We start from the raw sequence: 17605 nt of genomic DNA, 5'->3' as shown, positions 1-17605 counted from the left end.
GAGGACAGCGATAGAGTTAAGTGGGCACGCTCAAAAATGTGGGAGCGGGCTTGCCCGCGATAGCGGTGTATCAGTGCCAGATGTATTGCCTGACACACCGTTATCGCGGGCAAGCCCGCTCCCACATTGGTTCAGGTACTCTCGCGCACCTTCAATTCAAACCCCATATCCACCACCGGCCGGGCGATCTTGTTGCCCGCCATCACCGTCAGCAAGTGCTCTGCCGCGCGTCGGCCAATGGCTTCGCGCGGGGTGCTGATGCTGCTCAGGCGCGGCACCATGAAGCTGGAGGCGGGCAGGTCGTTGAAGCCCAGCACCGCCACTTGCTGCGGTACCTTGATCCCGTGGCGCAGGGCTTCGAGCAAGGCGCCGTGGGCCAGGTCATCGTTGCCGAAAAAAATCGCGTCCACGTCCGGATGGCTGGCCAGCAGTTGCAGGAACAGTTCACCACCCAGGCCCACCGATGAGGGGCGCGGGGTCAGCAGTTCCAATGCCGGGTCATACAAACCGGCCTTCTGCAGGCCTTGGCGGAAGCCTTCGCCGCGCAGCAGCGTGCGCTGGTCCAGCTGTGCGCCAACATAGGCCAGGCGCTTGCGACCCCGAGAGATCAGGTGGGCGGCGGCGGTTTCGCCGGCACTGATCTGCGAGAAACCCACGCAGTTGAGGCCGGCCGTGGGGTCCAGGTCCATCATGTACACGCAAGGTACATTGCTCGACTCCACCATGCGCCGGGCGCTTTCGGTGCGATCAAAACCGGTCAGCAGCAAGCCCCGCGGCTGATAGGCCATGTAGTTGCGCAGCAGGTTTTCTTCTTCGTCCCGGGAATAGTGGGTATTGCCGATCAGCACTTCGAAGCCCTTGGGCCGCAACACCTGGTGAATGGCCTCCAGGGTTTCGATAAACAGCAGGTTGGACAGCGAAGGCACCAGCACCACCACCGACTGGCTCTGTGCAGAGGCCAGGGCGCGGGCGGCCGGGTTGACCACGTAGCTCAGCTCGGCGGCGGCTTTTTGCACCTTTTCCACCAGGTCGGGGGCCACGGTGCTGATGCCGCGCAAGGCCCGGGAGGCCGTGATCGGACTGACGCCCGCCAGGCGGGCAACTTCGTTGAGGGTAGGGCGACCCGTCGTGCGGGTATTTTTATCGTTCTTGGAGGTCATCAGGCGGCTTGCCAAACAAAAATCGAGGCACTAAGGTAGCGCTGTCTCCAAAGGCCTGCAAATACTTGCGCAAAGGGTTGCCTGATCCTTGCTCAAACGGTTGGAGCGGATGCACGCGTCACTCCATAAAAATGACAATTAGGCGCGGGAAAAGCCTGTTTTTGCACTAGCCTTAGGGCGTGCAAAGGTAGCGCTATCTGCGTCCTGAGGTGTTTCATGAGTCAACCTGTTACCGCCCTGGTCATCATGGGTGTTTCCGGCTGTGGCAAGTCCAGTGTCAGCGAGGCCCTGTGCCTGTTGAACGGCGCCACCGCCATTGAAGGCGACAGCTTTCACCCGGCTGCCAATATCGAAAAGATGAGCGCAGGCCATCCTCTCAACGACGACGACCGTGCCGGCTGGCTGGACATCCTCTGCGATGAGCTGCGCCGTGCGCTCAAGGCTGGCGAGCATCCAGTGCTGACCTGTTCGGCGCTGAAGAAAAAATACCGCGATCACCTGCGCGAAGCCGCGCCGGGCCTGGGCTTTGTCTTCCTGGAACTGACCCGCGAGGTGGCCGCCGACCGCGTGTCCCATCGCCCCGGCCATTTCATGCCGGCCAGCCTGATCGACAGCCAGTTCGCCACCCTCGAATCGCCTATCGGCGAGCCGCTGACCCTGGCCCTCAATGCCAGTGAAGACAGCATCGAGGACCTGGCCGCGCAGACCCACGCCTGGTGGCTGACCCACGGCTTTGAACCTTCCCGATGATTTTTTGGCCGAAAGATAGCGCTATCTGGCGGCACGAAACTCAACACCCGCTTTAATAACAACAACAAACAGGAGAGACCCCCATGTTTGGAATGTCCCACGAGTCGTACCTGCTGCTTGATGCAGTGGTCACTATCATCGGGCTGATCGTGTTGATCACCCGGTTCAAGGTTCACCCCTTTATTGCCCTGATCATCGCCGCAGGCTTCCTTGGCCTGACCTCGGGCATGCCCGTGGACAAGATCATCAAGGCCTTCCAGGACGGTTTTGGCGGTGTGCTCGGGTTTGTCGGGATTATCCTGGCGCTGGGTACGATGCTCGGCAAGATGATGGCCGAATCCGGCGGTGCCGATCAGATCGCGCAAACCCTGATCCGTGCTTTCGGCAAGGACAAGGTGCAATGGGCGATGATGTTCGCCGCCTTCCTGGTGGGCATCCCGCTGTTCTTCGAGATCGGCTTTGTGCTGCTGATCCCGCTGGTGTTCATCGTCGCGCGCCGTACCGGTGTATCGCTGATCAAGATCGGCATCCCGCTGCTCGCCGGCCTGTCGGCGGTCCATGGTCTGGTACCGCCGCATCCGGGGCCGCTGCTGGCCATCGGGGTGTTTGGCGCAGACATTGGCAAGACCATTCTCTACGGCCTGATCGTTGCCTTGCCGACCGCCATCATTGCCGGGCCGATCTTCGGTACGTTCATTGCCAAGCACATCCCGGGCAACCCGTCCCAGGAGCTGGTGGATCAACTGGCCCGTGAGACCGACTCGAAAAACCTGCCGAGCTTCAGCATCACCCTGATCACCGTGCTGCTGCCGGTGTTCCTGATGCTGCTCAAAACCTTTGCTGACATCGCCTTTGCCGAAGGCAATGTGGTGCGCAACTGGATGGACATGATCGGCCACCCGATCAGTGCCTTGCTCCTGGCGTTGCTGCTGTCGCTTTACACCTTTGGCCATCGCCAGGGCATCCACTCCAAGCAGATCCTCAAGCTGCTCGACGCCAGCCTTGCGCCGACCGCCGCGATCATCCTGATCATCGGTGCCGGCGGTGGTTTCAAGCAGATGCTGGTGACCAGCGGCGTGGGTGACGTGATCGGCCATATGGCGGTGACGGCGCAGATCAATCCGATCCTGCTGGCCTGGCTGGTAGCGGCGGTGATTCGCATTGCCACGGGTTCGGCGACCGTTGCCACCATTACTGGCGCGGGTATCGTGGTGCCGGTGGTGGGTATGGTGCCGGGGGTCAACCTGGAGTTGCTGGTGCTGGCGACGGGGGCGGGGTCGTTGATTCTGTCGCACGTCAACGATGCAGGGTTCTGGTTGGTGAAGCAGTACTTCAACATGACCGTGGCCGAGACGTTCAAGACCTGGACGGCGATGGAGACCATTCTGTCCATCGTGGCACTGGGCTTCATCATGTTGCTGTCGTTGGTGGTGTAACCCAAGCAAAATGTGGGAGCGGGCAAGCCCGCTCCCACATTCGTTATCGGGCAGCTATCAGGCTTTCGTGACCAGCCCATCAGCCCGGAACATGGCCCGGATCCCGCGCACCGCCTGGCGAATGCGGTCCTGGTTCTCGATCAGCGCAAAGCGCACATGGTCATCGCCATACTCGCCAAAGCCGATCCCCGGCGAGACACACACCTTGGCTTCCAGCAGCAACTTCTTGGCAAATTCCAGGGAGCCCATGGCGGCATACGCCTCGGGAATCTTCGCCCAGACGTACATCGACGCCTTCGGGTTCTCCACCATCCAGCCCAGCTCATGCAGACCCTTGACCAGCACGTTGCGGCGTTGGCGGTACTGCTCGGCAATGTCTTTCACACATTGCTGGTCACCTTCCAGCGCGGCAATGGCCGCCACTTGCAGCGGGGTGAAGGTGCCGTAGTCGTGGTAGCTCTTGATGCGCGCCAGGGCGTTGACCAGTTCAGCGTTGCCAACCATAAAACCAATGCGCCAGCCGGCCATGTTGTAGCTCTTGGAGAGGGTGAAAAACTCCACCGCAATGTCCTTGGCGCCCGGCACCTGCATGATCGACGGGGCTTTCCAGCCGTCGTAGACGATATCGGCGTAGGCCAGGTCGTGGATCACCAGCACGTCGTACTGTTTGGCCAGGGCGATCACCCGCTCGAAGAAATCCAGCTCCACGCACTGCGCCGTGGGGTTGGACGGGAAGCCGAGGATCATCATCTTGGGCTTGGGGATCGAACCGCGAATCGCCCGTTCCAGCTCGGCAAAAAAATCCACGCCGGGAATCAGCGGCACCGAGCGCACCTGGGCGCCGGCAATCACGGCACCGTAGATGTGGATCGGGTAGCTGGGGTTGGGCACCAGGACCGTGTCGCCCTGGTCCAGCGTGGCCAGCATCAAGTGCGCCAGGCCTTCCTTGGAACCGATGGTGACGATGGCTTCGGTTTCCGGGTCGATATCCACTTCATAGCGATCCTTGTACCAGCGCGAAATAGCGCGGCGCAGGCGCGGGATGCCTTTGGAGGTGGAGTAGCCGTGGGTGTCTTCACGCTGGGCGACGGTCACCAGTTTCTCCACGATATGCGGTGGAGTCGGGCCGTCGGGGTTACCCATGCTCAAGTCGATGATGTCTTCGCCGCGCCGACGCGCAGCCATCTTCAGCTCGGCAGTGATATTGAAAACATAAGGGGGGAGTCGATCTATGCGCGCAAAGCGGCGCGGCGAACCTTGGTCTGCCATTGTTGCCTCGGAGTACGTAAGCGCCCGGAACCGTCCGAGCGACGTCGGCCACTGCGGTGGCCTGCGGGGCAGACAATACGGGCGATGACAGCCGGTTGTCCAGATGGCGTAGGAAATTTTTCCATCTGGAGTGTGAAGTGAGTATGCCCCTATACTCGGTATGGTTTTGGTCACTCACCCATGGAGATTGTGCAGATGAACCAACAGGCAACGCTACCCCTCGAACCCCGCATGGAAGAGGGCAAGGCCATGGTGATCGCCGGGGTCGGCGGTCATTACGGCAAGGCCACGCTGGGGGACATCCCGAAGTTGTGGGAGTTGTTCGACACCTGCATCAAAGAGATCAAGAACCGCATTGGCGGCGTGACCTACGGCGTTTGCTACAACGCCACGCAAGAAGAATTCGATTACATCGCCGGGGTCGAAGTGCCGGCCAAGGGCGATGTGCCAAGCAACTTCGAATCCATCGAAGTGCCGGCCAATCATTATGCGGTCTTTGCGCATTACGGGCCGGTGTATGCGCTGTCGCAGACCTATGAGCGAGTCATGTACGAGTGGCTGCCGACCTCGGGTTACACAGTGGCGGGCGCGGATTTCGAGCGCTACAGCGCCGACTTCGATGTGGATAAGGGCACCGGCACCGTGGAAATCTGGCTGCCTGTCAAGAAACGTTGAGGCATACGGCCGAGCTGCCAGGGCAGCTCAGCCGGTAGTACTACTGGCTGAGCAGTCGCCCGATAAAGGATCCGCGGTAACTACTTAGAACACCACTGCTTTGCAGTTTTTCACCCGGTTGTACCAACTCCAGTGTGTCGACAAAGGAATGCTCGGGCCGTCCTTGCGGATCGCGCCATGCCTGTGCAATACCTTGCTGACCAAAATCGGGGTCCAACCGACCGGTCACGGTGTGCCTGATCAGATCAACCTGGGCGCCGTTAGAGCTACGCGCTAAAGCAACAACTTTCCCATCGGCCTGGGTCACGACATCGGTATAGGAGTAAAGATTGGAGCTGCTCTCCAGAGGTTTTCCGCCATTGAACTGCGGGTTGGCTTGACCGTCGGCAAGTACACTGGCCACGAAGTTCATCTCTGATGGCAAGTAATAACTCCCCCCCGCAACAGCTATTTGACCATTTGGCCCCTTCGCGAGCGCTGAGATTTGTTTGTTTTCATTATTTGAAAACTCCAGCTCAACGACCCCCTCCTTGCCGAACGTGGAGTCCGGTTGGCCATTTGCAAGAAACCCCCTCATATGTGCCCTGCGGGTGTCGGTGCCAGTTCTGGTGCCGGCGATGACAAAACCGCTGGAGGTGATCAGTAATGTGTTGAGAAGGGTATTTGGCGACTCAATGGGCCCGAGATATCCAAAGTTGATCAGCTCGCCGCTGACGCTGAGCTGAAAGATAAAACTTTGGGTGCCATCATGGAACACAGAAACGATCTTGTTATCGGCTTGCACCGCAAGACCCCCTCTGGGAAGTAGGCCGGTGTAGATACTTTTCCCGAGGTCTCTGGTTCCTGCGATGCCAAACGAGTGATCCACGTCGCCGGTTTGTGCATTGAAGCGGGTAATAAATGCGGCGCCCTCGTTTCCACGCGCAGCCAATAACAGGGGTTTTCCGTCGGGTTGAATGGTCAGGTGAACGAGGCGGATGACCTCGCTAGTTTCCGTTTCCCAAGTCCCGTAGTTTAAATCCAGTTCTCCAGCAGGTGTATGTTTGGTTACGACAATACGTCTTTCACCTGCGGCGGAAGTTAACCCTACCGTAATGGTTGACCCATCGTTGAGCACGCGGGAAATTCCCTCGGACTGTAGGGCGATAACAGTACCGTTTTTAGGGGATGAGTTACCAAACGAAAGGTCTGGGGCTCCAGCGCTATTCATCGGGGGGGTGTTGGATGGAATGCTCATGGTCACTCTCCATGGGGAAGTTTGGAATTCCCATTCCTGCTCGATGTAGACGTTGAGCGACAACCTTGGTAGTTCAGTAAAAACCCAGGGCGAAAGCCTGTATAGCTGTGAAAGCTGACAGTAGACAGCTCAGGTTTTGTATGGAGTTGCAGTCGTTCAATAGAGACTGTTCTTTACCCGCTCCGGCATCTCCCGGTCATAGGCCTCGGCATCGAACTGCCCATCATTCAAACGCTTGTGAATGGCGCCCGCTGATGGCAGCGCTGTGCGCTGCAGATGCTTGTCCGGGTTCCAGCAGTCCGAGCGCACAAAGGCTTTGGAGCAGTGGAAATACGCAGCGTCCACCTGCACCACAATCACCGACCGCGCTGGCTTGCCATTCACCGCAAAGCTTTCCAGCAACTGAGGCTCGATGGAGATCTGCGCCCGCCCATTGACCCGTAACGTCTCACCGATCCCCGGGATGATAAACAGCAAGGCGATGCGCGGGTCCACCAGCAGGTTGCGCAAGGTATCGAGCCGGTTATTGCCCGGCCGATCCGGAATCGCCAAGGTGCGCTCATCGATGATGCGCACAAAACCCAGCACATCGCCCCGAGGCGAGCCGTCGAGGCCATCAGGCCCGCAAGAACTGACAATCACCAGCGGCGAGGCTTTCACCATCGCCTGGTAATCCTCATTGAGAAATCCGATTTCCTTGTGCACGGCGCGCTCGTGGGGCTTGCCGTAAAGGGTTTCGAGCTGTTCGAGGCTGGTTAGCATGGGAGTCTCCTTGTGCGTCATCAGAACAGTAGCGACAACCGCCGCTCATAGCCAACCCGCCCCTTATACGCCTCGCCCCGGTCTACCCAGCCTTGTTGCAAGTACAAGCTCATCGCCGCCACATTGTCGCTGTCTACCGACAACTCCAGGGCGGTGATCTGCGGCCAGGCCTGGCGAGCGGCGGCGGGCAGGGCTTGTAGGCAGGCTTTGCCCAAGCCCCGGCCTTGTTGGTGGCGATCGACTTGCAGGGCATGCAGGGTGGCGCTGTGTTCGCTGGCCCAATGGGGCAGGCAGGGCGGGCGCTTGAGTAGCAGGAAGGCTACGGGAATGTCGTCGGCCAGCAGGGCGAAGCCCCTGATGCCGGGGCTGGGGTTGACCTGCAGGCTGTTCAGCGCGCAGTAGATGTCGCCGCTATAGGGCAGTTGCTCGGGGTGGACTTCCAGAGTGGCGAGTTGCTGTTGCTGGACAGCGGTCAGCGTCTCATAGGGCGCGAGGCGGGTTTCCATCGGGCAGGTATCCGAAGTCCTACAGGGAAGTCGCGAATTCTAGCGGCTTTACCCTCGGCGAAATTATTTTTCGCAGGCTTGTCGATTTGCCGGCGGGGCATTCGACCAAAGGTGTCTTCCGTGATTTGCACCCCGAGGAGCATCGCCATGAACAACGCAATCAACAGCCTGATCGAGCAATGGAAACAAGCAGTCATCGCCAAGGATATCCAGCAAATTGTCAGCTTTTACGCCGACGATATCGTCGCGTTCGATGCCGTCAATGCCCTGCAGTTCAAAGGCAAGGCAGCCTACCGCGCCCATTGGCAGGCCTGCATGGAGTCTTGCCCGGGCCCCGGAATCTTTGAGTTCCATGAGCTGCATATCGTCGCCGCCGAAAACAGCGCCTTTGCCCATTGGCTCGCGCACTGTGGTGGTTCGGGGCCAGACGGTGTGCTCAAGACCTGCTGGATGCGCGTCACCGCCGGTTATCAGCGGACCAACGGGCAATGGCAGGTGGTGCATGAGCACTGGTCTGCACCGTTCGATATGGAAACCGGCGCCGGTCTGTTCGACCTGAAACCTTGATCGCCGCCAACTATAGTCAGTAGTCCGCAAACGGAGAACGCCATGAAATACCTGTGTCTGGTCTACAGCGCCGAAGCCTTGCTGCACAGCCTGCCCGACAGCCCCAAGGACCCGGAATGCCACGCCTACGCCGAAGCGATCCACGCCAGTGGCCGCATGCTCGCGGCGCAGGCCCTGGAGCCGGTGAGCACGGCCACCACCGTACGCATGCGCAACGGCAAGCTGTCGATCACCGATGGGCCGTTCGCCGAAACCAAGGAGCAGCTTGCCGGCTTCTACCTGATTGAGGCCAAGGACTTGAATGAGGCGCTGCAGGTAGCCGGTGGTATTCCGGCGGCGCGGGTCGGCAGTGTGGAAGTGCGCCCCGTGCGTGAATTGAATCTCTGAACCCAACAATCATAAGACTCAGGAGGTTTACCCAATGAACACTCAACCTGCTGCATTCGAACTGTCCATCAGCCGCGTGATCGACGCGCCACCGAGCCGGGTGTTTCGCGCCTGGACCGAGCCGGCCTTGTTGCAGCAATGGTGGGGCCCCCACGGCATGACCACGCCGGAGTGCGAAATGAACCTGTGGGTCGGTGGTCTGTTTCGCACCCTGATGCGCTCGCCGGATGGCAGCGAGTATCCGACCCAGGGCGTATTCCTGGAGATCGACGCGCCGCGCCGGCTGGTGTTTACCGATGCATTCCTGCCGGGTTGGATTCCATCGGGCAAGCCGTTCATGAGCGCCGAAGTGACCTTCGAAGAGGTCGAGGGCAAGACCCGCTACACCGCCCGCGCCATGCACTGGAGCGAAGCCGACAAGCAGGCCCATGAAGCCATGGGCTTTCATCAGGGCTGGGGCGAGAGCCTGGATCGGTTGGTGAGCCTGGTGACCCAGAGCCTGCGCGATTGACCGTCAAAGACCAGGTCGAGGCGATCTACCGCAGCGAGTCCCGGCGCATCCTGGCGACCTTGATTCGCCTGCTGGGGGATTTCGACCTCGCCGAAGAAGCCCTGCATGAGGCGTTCTTCATCGCGGTCGAGCGCTGGCAGCAGGAGGGGGTGCCTGACAACCCGCGGGCGTGGCTGGTCTCGACTGGGCGCTTCAAGGCCATCGACCGTCTGCGTCGCCAGGCCCGCTTCACCCCGTTGCTGCAGGAGCAGGCCGATGCGCTGCAAGCGGCTGACTGGAGTACCGAAGACGTGGAAGACGACCGCCTGCGCCTGATCTTCACCTGCTGCCACCCGGCGCTGGCGGCGGATGCCCAGGTGCCGCTGACCCTGCGTGAGATTTGTGACCTCACCACCGAGGAAATTGCCCGGGCCTTCCTGGTCACGCCGGCCACCATCGCTCAACGCATCGTGCGCGCCAAGGGCAAGATCCGCGAAGCGAGGATTCCCTATCAAGTGCCTGCCCTGGCGGAGTTGCCCGAACGCCTGGACAGCGTACTGCGGGTGATTTACCTGGTGTTCAACGAGGGCTATTCGGCGTCCATGGGCGCCGACCTGACCCGTGATGACTTGACCCGCGAGGCCATACGCCTGGGCCATCTGCTGTTGGAGTTGCTGCCGGAACCGGAAGTCATGGGCCTGCTGGCCTTGATGCTGCTCCACGAGTCCCGGCGTCCGGCCCGGTTATCAGCTGCCGCTGAACTGGTGCTGCTGGATGAACAGGACCGCACGCTGTGGGATGCAGGGTTGATTGCCCAAGGTTGCGGGTTGGTGCAGCAGGCCCTCGCCACCCGGCGCTTTGGCCCTTACTGCCTGCAAGCGGCGATTGCGGCAGTGCACGCCGAGGCGCCGAGCGCGGCGCAGACGGATTGGCCACAGATTATTGGTTTGTATGACGTGTTGCTGAGGATGCTGCCGTCGCCGGTGATCGAACTCAACCGCGCTGCTGCCTTGGCCATGCGCGATGGGCCCTTGGCGGGGTTGCAGCAAGTGGAGGGAATCCTGGCGCGTGGCGAGTTGCTGGACTACCACCTGGCGCATTCGGCGCGTGGGGAGTTCTGTCGGCAATTGGGGCGTATGAAAGAGGCGCGCCAGGCCTACGAAAAAGCCCTGGCCCTGACCCATCAAGCCCCGGAAAAACGCTTCATCGAACGTCGCCTGGCCACCTGCACCGACACCTCCTTGTAGGAGCCGGTTATTCGAGCATTTTTTCCAGCAGCCAGCTCCCCGCAGGGCCTGGCGGGTGTTGCCGTGACCATAAGGCATCCACGGCCACCGAGCGTGGCCAGCCGCGAGCCTTGAGCTCCACCAGTTGGCCATTGGCAAAGCGCTCCACCAACCAGCGCGGCAAGGCTGCCCAGCCAAAACCGAGGATGGCCATTTCCATCAGCATCAAAAAGCTGGGGGCGGACCACACTCGGCCGGTCTGCCGGTTTTCATTGGGGTTGATGATGCTTGCCAGGCGCAGCTCGCGATGTTGTTGCAGGCTTTGCTGATTGATGGGATCGAGGCTGGCCAGTGCATGCCGCGGGGAAACAAACAGCGCCAGTTGCGCGCCCTCATCGACGGTGGCATGGGTCAGGTCTGGCGGGTAGACCTCCTGCGCCTCGATAAACGCGAGCTGCACCCGCCCGCTTTGCACCAGGGCGATGAGGTCTTCGCATTCGGCAATCAGCCACTCCAGCTCCAGGTCTGGATAGCGTTGTTCCAGGGCGCTGAGCAGGGTTTCGAAGCGTCCCGACTGATAAGTATCGGACATGGCAATACTGAGCTTGGGCTCCAGCCCCTGGGACAACTGGCTGGCGGCAAGCTCCAGGCGGCTACTGGCCTCCAGCACGTGTTCGGCCCGTTGCAGCAGCACATGCCCGGCCGGAGTCAGGGTGGGTTTGCGGCTGCTGCGGTCGAACAGCACCACGTCCAGATCAATCTCCAGGCTGGCCACTGCGGCGCTGACTGTTGATTGGCTCTTGCCCAGTTTGCGCGCCGCCGCCGAAAACGAGCCTTGGGTCGCCGCTTGCACAAACGCTTGCAACACTTCATGCGAAGCCATCATCTATCGCCTTGATCGATGGTTATTGATTATTAAGTATCGAGTGAGGGATCGATAATGGCAACCCAAGACATTCCCAGAGCCACACTTATGAACACCACCAAGTCCGTCACCGAACGTGTTTTCCAGGCCCTTGGCTTCGAAGGCCTGGCCTTGCTGATCTGTACCCCGTTGCTCGTCTGGATCACCGGTCGGCCGGCCCTGGAAATGGGCGCGGTGACCCTGGCCATCAGTTTGTTGGCGCTGACGTGGAATATGATTTTCAACAGCGTGTTCGACCGCCTCAAGGTGCGCCTGCAACTGGCCAACAGCGTCAAGACCCGGATCGTGCACGCCCTGCTGTTCGAGGGCGGGCTGATTCTGTTTGCCGTGCCGCTGATTGCCGCGTGGCTGAATATCAGCCTGATGCAGGCGTTTATCCTGGATATCGGCGTGCTGTTGTTCTTCCTGCCGTACACCTATGTGTACCACTGGGTCTACGACGTGCTGCGGGAAAAATTCCTGTGCAGAAGCGAGCTCGCTCGCGAAGGACGTTAACGATGACGCGGGCCGTCAGACGAACATCCCACCCGACGCCTCGATGCGTTGCCCATTGATCCACTTGCTGCCATCGGCCAGCAGCGTGGAAATCGCCCCGCCAATGTCGTCCGGCAGGCCGACCCGACCCAGGGCCGTGTTGCTGGCGACAAAGGCATTGATCCCGGCGTTATCGCGCACCGCGCCGCCGCCGAAGTCGGTCTCAATGGCGCCAGGGGCCAGGGTGTTGACGCTGATGCCCCGGGCACCCAACTCCTTGGCCTGGTAGCGGGTCAGTACTTCCACCGCGCCTTTCATTGAGGCATACGCGGCATAGCCCGGCAGGCTGAAACGCGCCAGGCCGCTGGAAATATTGATGATGCGCCCGCCATCGACGATCCGCGCGAGCAGCTTCTGGGTCAGGAAAAACGGGCCCTTGAGGTGGATCGCGACCATTTGGTCGAACTGTTCTTCGGTGGTCTCGACAAAGCTGGCATGGGTGCCGATACCGGCGTTGTTGATCAGGAAATCGAACTGTTGCTGTGCGAAAACTTCCTTCAGCGTGCGGCCAACTTCGCCGACGAAGTCGTCGAATGTGGCGCTTTTGCTCACATCCAATTGCAACATGGCGGCGCGGCCACCGAGTTGTTCAATCTGCGCCACGACTGCCTGGGCCTCTTCGGCCTTGCTGTAGTAGGTGCCGATAATGTCGATGCCTTGGGCGGCCAGGTGCAGGGCGGTGCTTTTGCCCAAGCCACGGCTGGCGCCAGTGATCAGTGCGATTTTACGGGTCATGGTGCAGTCCTCGGAGCGGGTGGGTAACGCTGGGACTGAGTGTATTTGTCCGGGCAATACGTGATAAACATGGCTAATCCGGAATCACTGGTCGGATCAGACGAACAATCACGGGTCACCACCATGAACAAGCTGGAGTTGTTGCGCACCTTTGTCCGCGTCACCGAGCTGTCGAGCTTCACCCAGGCCGGCGATAGCCTGGGGCTGCCGCGTTCGACCGTATCCGAACAGGTGCGCGCCCTGGAAGACCTGTTGGGCACGCGTCTGTTGCAGCGCACCACACGTAAGGTGCAGGCCACCCAGGACGGGCGGGTGCTGTATGAGCGCAGCAAGGACCTGCTGGCCGATATGGAGGAGCTGGAAGGGCTGTTTCGCCAGGATGAGGCGCAATTGACCGGGCGGATCCGTATCGACATGCCCAATGTGATGGCACGCAAGGTGATCGTGCCGCGCCTGCCGGAGTTTATGGATCGGCATCCCTTGATCGAGTTGGAAATCAGCAGCTCTGACCGTCAGGTCGACCTCCTGGCCGAAGGCTTTGATTGTGTGCTGCGCGTGGGCGTACAGCCGGACCAGTCGGTGGTCGCACGGCTTTTATGCAGCATGCCGATGATCAACTGCGTGAGCCCCGGCTACCTGCAACGCTATGGCGAACCCAAGACCCTGGCCGACCTGGCCGCACATCAGTTGGTGCACTACGTGCGGCCGCTGGGCGCGCGTTCAGCGGGTTTTGAGTATGCGCAGGGCAACAAGGTGCAGCGCATTGCCATGGCCGGGCGGGTCACGGTCAGCAGCACAGACGCGTACCAGTCGGCGTGCCTCGCCGGTTTCGGGATCATCCAGGTGCCGGGGCTGGGCATCCGCGAATTGCTCGAAAAGGGCGAGCTGGTGGCGGTGCTCCCCGACTACCCCGCGCCCGCGCTGGATGTGTCGATGTTGTATGCCGGCCAGCGGCACTTGCCGCTACGGGTGCGGGTACTGATGGACTGGTTGGCGGCCACCTTGAAGGGCCTGCTTTAACGGCGTGTGGATAATTGCTGGGGCGCGAGGAAGGCGTCGTGGAAGTAGTCGCGCAATGCTTGCATCGCCGGGGTGAACGCGCGTTCGCGGTGCCAGGCCAGGCCGACGCTCATGGGCGTGACCTTGTCGGTCACGCTCAGGGTCTCGATGCGCTTGCCTTCCAAAGACCAGGGGCGGTGCACCAGGTCGGACAGAATCGCCACGCCGCTGCCATTGGCCACCATACTGCGCACCGCTTCTACCGAACTGGTGCGCAGCCGCACCTTGGGCGCTTGCCCGGCCTGTTCCCAGTAGCGCATGGCACTTTGTTCTGCCTCATCCACGGTCAGCAGGATATAGGGCTCGCGCGCCACATCGGCCAGGCTCACCGCACGGCGTTCGCACAGCGGGTGGTGGCTGGGCAGCCACAGGCGGCGTTCGGAATTGAACAGGATCTGCGAGACGATATCCGGGTGGGTCAGGTTGGCGGTGAGTACCACGGCCATATCGAACTGGCCATCCAGCAGCCCTTGTTCGATCGCCTGGCGCTCCTGCTCGAAGACCTCGATGGTCACGTCCGGATGCCAGTGTTCCATGCGTTGCAGGTGGTGCGGCAGGAAGTAACCCAGCACCGTGTAACTGGCCGCGACCCGCAGCACGCCACTGGCACGGTAGTCTGGCAGCGGACTGTTCAGCGCGTCGTCGACACTGCGCACAATCACATAGGCGCGGTTGAGAAAATGCCGCCCGGCATCGGTCAGGTTCATGCCCTGGGCCGAGCGCACAAACAGCTGGGCACCGAGCATGGCTTCCAGCTCCTTGATCGCGGTGGTCACCGCCGACTGGGAGATGTTGAGGTGGATTGCCGCCTGGGAAATCTGGCCGATTTCGGCGGTGGCGACAAAGTAACGAACCTGGCGCAACGTCAAGGACATACAGATTGCTCGTCGTAGTATCTGATTTTCAGAAGATACCCTATCTGATAATAGATCTTCCCAAGGGATCAAGGGCCGGCCTATTTTCGATGGCACGAACTCTTGCGGAGCAGGCCCCGATGCAAACAGTGGATTTCAACTCGGACATGGGCGAAAGCTTTGGCCCCTGGACCATCGGCGACGGTGTGGATCACGAACTGATGGCGTTTATCAGCTCCGCCAACGTGGCCACCGGCTTCCATGCCGGCGACCCCGGCACCATGCGCCGCACCATCGAGCGCGCCAAGGCCTTGGGCGTAGCCATCGGCGCGCACCCGGGCTTTCGCGACCTGGTGGGGTTTGGCCGCCGCCATATCAACGCCCCGGCCCAGGAACTGGTAGACGACATGCTCTACCAACTGGGTGCCCTGCGCGAATTGGCGCGGGTGCAGGGCGTGACCTTGCAGCACATCAAGCCCCATGGCGCGCTGTACATGCACCTGGCCCGGGACGAAGAGGCCGCACGGCTGCTGGTAGAAAACCTGCAGCGCCTGGAGCCTGAACTGCTGCTGTATTGCATGCCCGGTTCGGTGATCTGGCGCATTGCCAAGGAACTGGGGCAGCCGGTGGTTCGCGAGTTTTATGCCGACCGTGAGTACGATCTGTCTGGTTCCATTGTGTTTACCCGCAACGTACGCGCCCTGGACCCCGCAACGGTGGCAGCGCGGGTGCTGCGTGCCTGCCAGACCGGCTTGGTGCGCACCGTCGAAGGCGAAGACCTGTTTATCGAATTCGATTCCATCTGCTTGCACAGCGATACACCGGGCGCCCTGGATCTGGTGGAAGCGACCCGCACAGCTCTGGACCAGGCGGGCATCACCGTGGCATCCGGGCTTTCTGTGGCGAGCGGGCTTGTTGTGGCGAGCGGGCTTGCCCCGCGCTGGGGTGCGAAGCAGCCCTAAAACCTGCCACCCGGATCTTTCTGATAGAAATCATTGGCCTTGTTGGGGCTGCTTCGCACCCCAGCGCGGGGCAAGCCCGCTCGCCACAAGAATCCCGCCATCTACATGGTTTTTTTGCCTGCCTTTCTACAATGATTCCAAGAGGAACAGACATGGCTCAAACATCCCCGATTCGCTACAGCTTTGGCGCCGATGAGCATTTGTTCGCCGAGGTCAGCGAAAGCATGTCCCTGGAGGCGTTCTTCAAAGGCATGGCTGTCACCCGTGCGGTGCAGCGCCTGGAACTGCCCGGTGTGCTGGATATCTGCCTGGCCAATGCCTCGTTCCAGATCCGTTTCGATCCGGACCTGATCGCCCCCCATGTGCTGCTCGACGCGGTGCAAACCGCCGAGGCCCAAGCGGTGGCTGAACGTACCTTGCATACGCGCATCATCGAGATCCCGGTGCTGTACAACGACCCCTGGACCCATGAAACCCTGATGCGTTTTCGCGACCGTCACCAAGACCCCACTGGCACGGACCTGGAGTACGCGGCGCGGGTCAATGGCCTGGCGGATGTCGAGGCGTTTGTTGCTGCCCACAGTGGCGCGCCGTGGTTTGTGTCGATGGTCGGCTTTGTGGCCGGCCTGCCGTTCATGTTCCAGATGGTCGAGCGCGAGCGCCAGTTGCAGGTGCCCAAATACCTGCGCCCACGCACCGACACGCCGAAGCTGACACTTGGCCATGGCGGCTGTTTTGGTTGTATCTACTCAGTGCGCGGTGCCGGCGGCTACCAGATGTTTGGCGTGACCCCGGCGCCGATCTACGACCCGGCCCAGCAGTTGGCCTACCTCAAGGAGCACATGGTGTTCTTCCGCCCAGGCGATATCGTGCAGTTCAAGCCCATCGACCGTGATGCCTACGACCTGGCTGTGGCCGAGGTAGAAGCCGGACGTTTTGACTTGCGCATTCGGCCGGTGGAGTTCTCCCTGGATGCTTTTTTTGCCGACCCGATCGGCTATCCGAAAACCCTGCAGGAGGCGCTCCTATGATCAAGGTGCTCAAGCCTGGCCTGGCGACTTCCGTGCAGGACCTGGGGCGCGAAGGCTTTTACCACTTGGGAATCCCGCCGTCCGGCGCCCTGGACCAGTACGCCTTGAGTGCGGCCAACCACCTGGTGGGCAACCCGGCGGGCGCGGCGGGGTTGGAATGCACGCTGATCGGCCCGCAGCTGGAGTTTCAACAGGATGGGTTGGTGGCGTTGAGCGGCGCGCTGATGTCGCCGCGCCTGGACGGTGAAGTGGTGCACCAGGACACGGCGTTCCAGGTGCGTGCCGGGCAGGTGCTGCGGTTTGAGTTTCCGGTGGCCGGTGCGCGGACCTATCTGGCGGTGGCCGGGGGGATCGACGTGCCGCTGGTGCTGGGCAGTCGCTCCACCTACACCTTGGGTGGGTTGGGCGGGTTTCATGGGCGGCGCTTGCAGGAGGGGGATGTGTTGCCTATCGGCGAGACCCGCGGGCAAGGCCGGGCCGGCAACAGTTTGCCGATGGCCCTGCGCCGCTCGGTGGGCGGCGATGTGACATTGCGTGTGGTGCCGGGCTTGTATTACGAGCGCCTGACGCCCGAGGCCAAAAGCAGCTTTTTCGCCGAACCCTGGACCGTGGGCTCCGAAGCCGACCGGATCGGCTACCGCTTCAAGGGCGGCAGTGCCTTGAGCTTCCAGCCACGGCAGCAACCGTTTGGCGCAGGCTCTGACCCATCGAACATCGTCGACAGCTGCTACCCCATCGGCTCGATTCAGGTCCCTGCCGGCCTGGAACCCATCGTGCTGCACCGCGATGCCGTATCCGGCGGCGGCTACGCGATGATCGGCACGGTGATCAGCGCCGACCTTGATTTGATCGGGCAGATGCAGCCCAACCAGCGCGCGGGGTTTGTCGCGGTGACGTTGGAAGAAGCGCTGCAAGCGCGGCGGGTGTACAAGAAGCGGCTCAAAGCGATGGCGGCCCTATTCTCCTGAAACTTGTAGGAGCCGGCGATGAGGCCATGACAATCAACACCGCTGTTGGCTGTTGCACCGCCATCGTCGGCA

The 17605-nt window shown here is 61.2% G+C and carries 20 protein-coding genes; 12 read left to right on the top strand and 8 right to left on the bottom strand.

The annotated features are described in order from the left end of the window. Window positions 1-131 precede the first annotated feature (131 nt). Entirely contained in the window at window positions 132-1163 is a 1032-nt protein-coding gene (locus C5F71_RS05330; RefSeq protein ID WP_029296458.1) for a LacI family DNA-binding transcriptional regulator, read from the bottom strand. Window positions 1164-1376: 213 nt separating this feature from the next. Between C5F71_RS05330 and C5F71_RS05325 the strand changes: the two genes are divergently transcribed. Together C5F71_RS05325 and C5F71_RS05320 are read left to right on the top strand one after the other, a co-directional pair. Then, window positions 1377-1910: a gluconokinase gene (locus C5F71_RS05325; RefSeq protein WP_029296460.1), complete on the top strand. Its 534-nt coding sequence runs from the start codon at window positions 1377-1379 to the stop codon at window positions 1908-1910. 83 nt (window positions 1911-1993) lie between these two features. Continuing rightward, entirely contained in the window at window positions 1994-3346 is a 1353-nt protein-coding gene (locus tag C5F71_RS05320; RefSeq protein ID WP_029296462.1) for a GntP family permease, read from the top strand. Window positions 3347-3403: 57 nt separating this feature from the next. Here C5F71_RS05320 and alaC read toward each other — a convergent pair whose 3' ends face one another. Then, a complete protein-coding gene (alaC, locus tag C5F71_RS05315) occupies window positions 3404-4615 on the bottom strand; it encodes an alanine transaminase (protein WP_029296464.1) in 1212 nt (403 codons plus the stop codon). A 195-nt stretch (window positions 4616-4810) separates the two neighbouring features. Between alaC and C5F71_RS05310 the strand changes: the two genes are divergently transcribed. Beyond that, window positions 4811-5290, top strand: coding sequence for a GyrI-like domain-containing protein (locus C5F71_RS05310; protein WP_092237723.1), 480 nt, complete (start codon window positions 4811-4813; stop codon window positions 5288-5290). A gap of 40 nt (window positions 5291-5330) precedes the next feature. On the opposite strand, the gene C5F71_RS05305 is transcribed toward C5F71_RS05310, so the two are convergent. The 3 genes from C5F71_RS05305 to C5F71_RS05295 all read right to left on the bottom strand — a co-directional run bounded on the left by C5F71_RS05305 (window position 5331) and on the right by C5F71_RS05295 (window position 7795). After that, complete coding sequence (locus tag C5F71_RS05305; RefSeq protein ID WP_104910767.1) at window positions 5331-6527, bottom strand: hypothetical protein; 1197 nt, start codon at window positions 6525-6527, stop codon at window positions 5331-5333. Between the two features lie 156 nt (window positions 6528-6683). Continuing rightward, window positions 6684-7289 carry a pyridoxamine 5'-phosphate oxidase family protein gene (locus C5F71_RS05300; protein WP_104910766.1) on the bottom strand — a complete coding sequence of 202 codons (606 nt, stop codon included), beginning with the start codon at window positions 7287-7289 and terminating at the stop codon, window positions 6684-6686. A gap of 20 nt (window positions 7290-7309) precedes the next feature. Beyond that, window positions 7310-7795, bottom strand: coding sequence for an N-acetyltransferase (locus C5F71_RS05295; RefSeq protein ID WP_070995338.1), 486 nt, complete (start codon window positions 7793-7795; stop codon window positions 7310-7312). Between the two features lie 147 nt (window positions 7796-7942). On the opposite strand from C5F71_RS05295, the gene C5F71_RS05290 reads away from it, so the two are divergent. The 4 genes from C5F71_RS05290 to C5F71_RS05275 are packed head-to-tail and all read left to right on the top strand — an operon-like array spanning window position 7943 to window position 10486. Then, entirely contained in the window at window positions 7943-8362 is a 420-nt protein-coding gene (locus C5F71_RS05290) for a nuclear transport factor 2 family protein (RefSeq protein ID WP_029296473.1), read from the top strand. A 42-nt stretch (window positions 8363-8404) separates the two neighbouring features. Then, window positions 8405-8749, top strand: a complete 345-nt coding sequence (locus tag C5F71_RS05285; RefSeq protein WP_029296475.1) for a YciI family protein — start codon at window positions 8405-8407, stop codon at window positions 8747-8749. Window positions 8750-8783: 34 nt separating this feature from the next. After that, window positions 8784-9260: an SRPBCC family protein gene (locus tag C5F71_RS05280; RefSeq protein WP_104910765.1), complete on the top strand. Its 477-nt coding sequence runs from the start codon at window positions 8784-8786 to the stop codon at window positions 9258-9260. Beyond that, on the top strand, window positions 9257-10486 hold the full coding sequence (locus tag C5F71_RS05275; RefSeq protein WP_104910764.1) for an RNA polymerase sigma factor: 1230 nt from the start codon (window positions 9257-9259) through the stop codon (window positions 10484-10486). The genes C5F71_RS05280 and C5F71_RS05275 overlap by 4 nt, the downstream gene beginning before the upstream one ends. A gap of 7 nt (window positions 10487-10493) precedes the next feature. Here the strand turns inward: C5F71_RS05275 and C5F71_RS05270 are convergent, their stop codons facing one another. Further along, window positions 10494-11348 carry a LysR family transcriptional regulator gene (locus tag C5F71_RS05270; protein ID WP_104910763.1) on the bottom strand — a complete coding sequence of 285 codons (855 nt, stop codon included), beginning with the start codon at window positions 11346-11348 and terminating at the stop codon, window positions 10494-10496. Window positions 11349-11438: 90 nt separating this feature from the next. Here C5F71_RS05270 and C5F71_RS05265 point away from each other — a divergent pair, with 90 nt between their 5' ends. Next, window positions 11439-11885 (top strand): multidrug/biocide efflux PACE transporter, encoded by a 447-nt coding sequence (locus C5F71_RS05265; protein ID WP_029296483.1) that lies wholly within the window; start codon window positions 11439-11441, stop codon window positions 11883-11885. A gap of 15 nt (window positions 11886-11900) precedes the next feature. On the opposite strand, the gene C5F71_RS05260 is transcribed toward C5F71_RS05265, so the two are convergent. Further along, window positions 11901-12659, bottom strand: a complete 759-nt coding sequence (locus C5F71_RS05260; RefSeq protein WP_104910762.1) for an SDR family NAD(P)-dependent oxidoreductase — start codon at window positions 12657-12659, stop codon at window positions 11901-11903. A gap of 123 nt (window positions 12660-12782) precedes the next feature. Here C5F71_RS05260 and C5F71_RS05255 point away from each other — a divergent pair, with 123 nt between their 5' ends. Further along, a complete protein-coding gene (locus tag C5F71_RS05255) occupies window positions 12783-13679 on the top strand; it encodes a LysR family transcriptional regulator (RefSeq protein WP_092237696.1) in 897 nt (298 codons plus the stop codon). On the opposite strand, the gene C5F71_RS05250 is transcribed toward C5F71_RS05255, so the two are convergent. After that, entirely contained in the window at window positions 13676-14593 is a 918-nt protein-coding gene (locus C5F71_RS05250) for a LysR family transcriptional regulator (protein WP_029296489.1), read from the bottom strand. The genes C5F71_RS05255 and C5F71_RS05250 overlap by 4 nt on opposite strands. A 119-nt stretch (window positions 14594-14712) precedes the next feature. On the opposite strand from C5F71_RS05250, the gene C5F71_RS05245 reads away from it, so the two are divergent. The 3 genes from C5F71_RS05245 (at window position 14713) to C5F71_RS05235 (ending at window position 17533) form a co-directional block, all read left to right on the top strand. After that, window positions 14713-15534, top strand: coding sequence for a 5-oxoprolinase subunit PxpA (locus C5F71_RS05245; protein WP_092237693.1), 822 nt, complete (start codon window positions 14713-14715; stop codon window positions 15532-15534). A 152-nt stretch (window positions 15535-15686) separates the two neighbouring features. Beyond that, a complete protein-coding gene (locus tag C5F71_RS05240; RefSeq protein WP_092237690.1) occupies window positions 15687-16565 on the top strand; it encodes an allophanate hydrolase subunit 1 in 879 nt (292 codons plus the stop codon). Further along, the gene (locus tag C5F71_RS05235) at window positions 16562-17533 is read left to right on the top strand and encodes a biotin-dependent carboxyltransferase family protein (protein WP_104910761.1); all 972 of its coding nucleotides are present in this window, start codon (window positions 16562-16564) and stop codon (window positions 17531-17533) included. Before C5F71_RS05240 ends, C5F71_RS05235 begins: the two co-directional genes overlap by 4 nt. Window positions 17534-17605 lie beyond the last annotated feature (72 nt).

The organism is Pseudomonas sp. LG1D9 (assembly GCF_002949995.1).
Lineage (GTDB): Bacteria > Pseudomonadota > Gammaproteobacteria > Pseudomonadales > Pseudomonadaceae > Aquipseudomonas > Aquipseudomonas proteolytica.
The sequence above is the reverse complement of the archived record's forward strand: the minus strand, read 5'-3'. Positions and strand labels throughout refer to the sequence as shown.

Bases quoted from the DNA above. Each gene is read 5' to 3' on its own strand.
- C5F71_RS05295 (WP_070995338.1), bottom strand. From the start codon at position 7,795: ATGGAAACCCGCCTCGCGCCCTATGAGACGCTGACCGCTGTCCAGCAA.
- C5F71_RS05320 (WP_029296462.1), top strand. From the start codon at position 1,994: ATGTTTGGAATGTCCCACGAGTCGTACCTGCTGCTTGATGCAGTGGTC.
- C5F71_RS05310 (WP_092237723.1), top strand. From the start codon at position 4,811: ATGAACCAACAGGCAACGCTACCCCTCGAACCCCGCATGGAAGAGGGC.
- C5F71_RS05235 (WP_104910761.1), top strand. From the start codon at position 16,562: ATGATCAAGGTGCTCAAGCCTGGCCTGGCGACTTCCGTGCAGGACCTG.
- C5F71_RS05265 (WP_029296483.1), top strand. From the start codon at position 11,439: ATGAACACCACCAAGTCCGTCACCGAACGTGTTTTCCAGGCCCTTGGC.
- C5F71_RS05270 (WP_104910763.1), bottom strand. From the start codon at position 11,348: ATGGCTTCGCATGAAGTGTTGCAAGCGTTTGTGCAAGCGGCGACCCAA.
- C5F71_RS05255 (WP_092237696.1), top strand. From the start codon at position 12,783: ATGAACAAGCTGGAGTTGTTGCGCACCTTTGTCCGCGTCACCGAGCTG.
- alaC (WP_029296464.1), bottom strand. From the start codon at position 4,615: ATGGCAGACCAAGGTTCGCCGCGCCGCTTTGCGCGCATAGATCGACTC.
- C5F71_RS05305 (WP_104910767.1), bottom strand. From the start codon at position 6,527: ATGAGCATTCCATCCAACACCCCCCCGATGAATAGCGCTGGAGCCCCA.
- C5F71_RS05260 (WP_104910762.1), bottom strand. From the start codon at position 12,659: ATGACCCGTAAAATCGCACTGATCACTGGCGCCAGCCGTGGCTTGGGC.
- C5F71_RS05285 (WP_029296475.1), top strand. From the start codon at position 8,405: ATGAAATACCTGTGTCTGGTCTACAGCGCCGAAGCCTTGCTGCACAGC.
- C5F71_RS05300 (WP_104910766.1), bottom strand. From the start codon at position 7,289: ATGCTAACCAGCCTCGAACAGCTCGAAACCCTTTACGGCAAGCCCCAC.
- C5F71_RS05290 (WP_029296473.1), top strand. From the start codon at position 7,943: ATGAACAACGCAATCAACAGCCTGATCGAGCAATGGAAACAAGCAGTC.
- C5F71_RS05280 (WP_104910765.1), top strand. From the start codon at position 8,784: ATGAACACTCAACCTGCTGCATTCGAACTGTCCATCAGCCGCGTGATC.
- C5F71_RS05245 (WP_092237693.1), top strand. From the start codon at position 14,713: ATGCAAACAGTGGATTTCAACTCGGACATGGGCGAAAGCTTTGGCCCC.
- C5F71_RS05250 (WP_029296489.1), bottom strand. From the start codon at position 14,593: ATGTCCTTGACGTTGCGCCAGGTTCGTTACTTTGTCGCCACCGCCGAA.
- C5F71_RS05325 (WP_029296460.1), top strand. From the start codon at position 1,377: ATGAGTCAACCTGTTACCGCCCTGGTCATCATGGGTGTTTCCGGCTGT.
- C5F71_RS05240 (WP_092237690.1), top strand. From the start codon at position 15,687: ATGGCTCAAACATCCCCGATTCGCTACAGCTTTGGCGCCGATGAGCAT.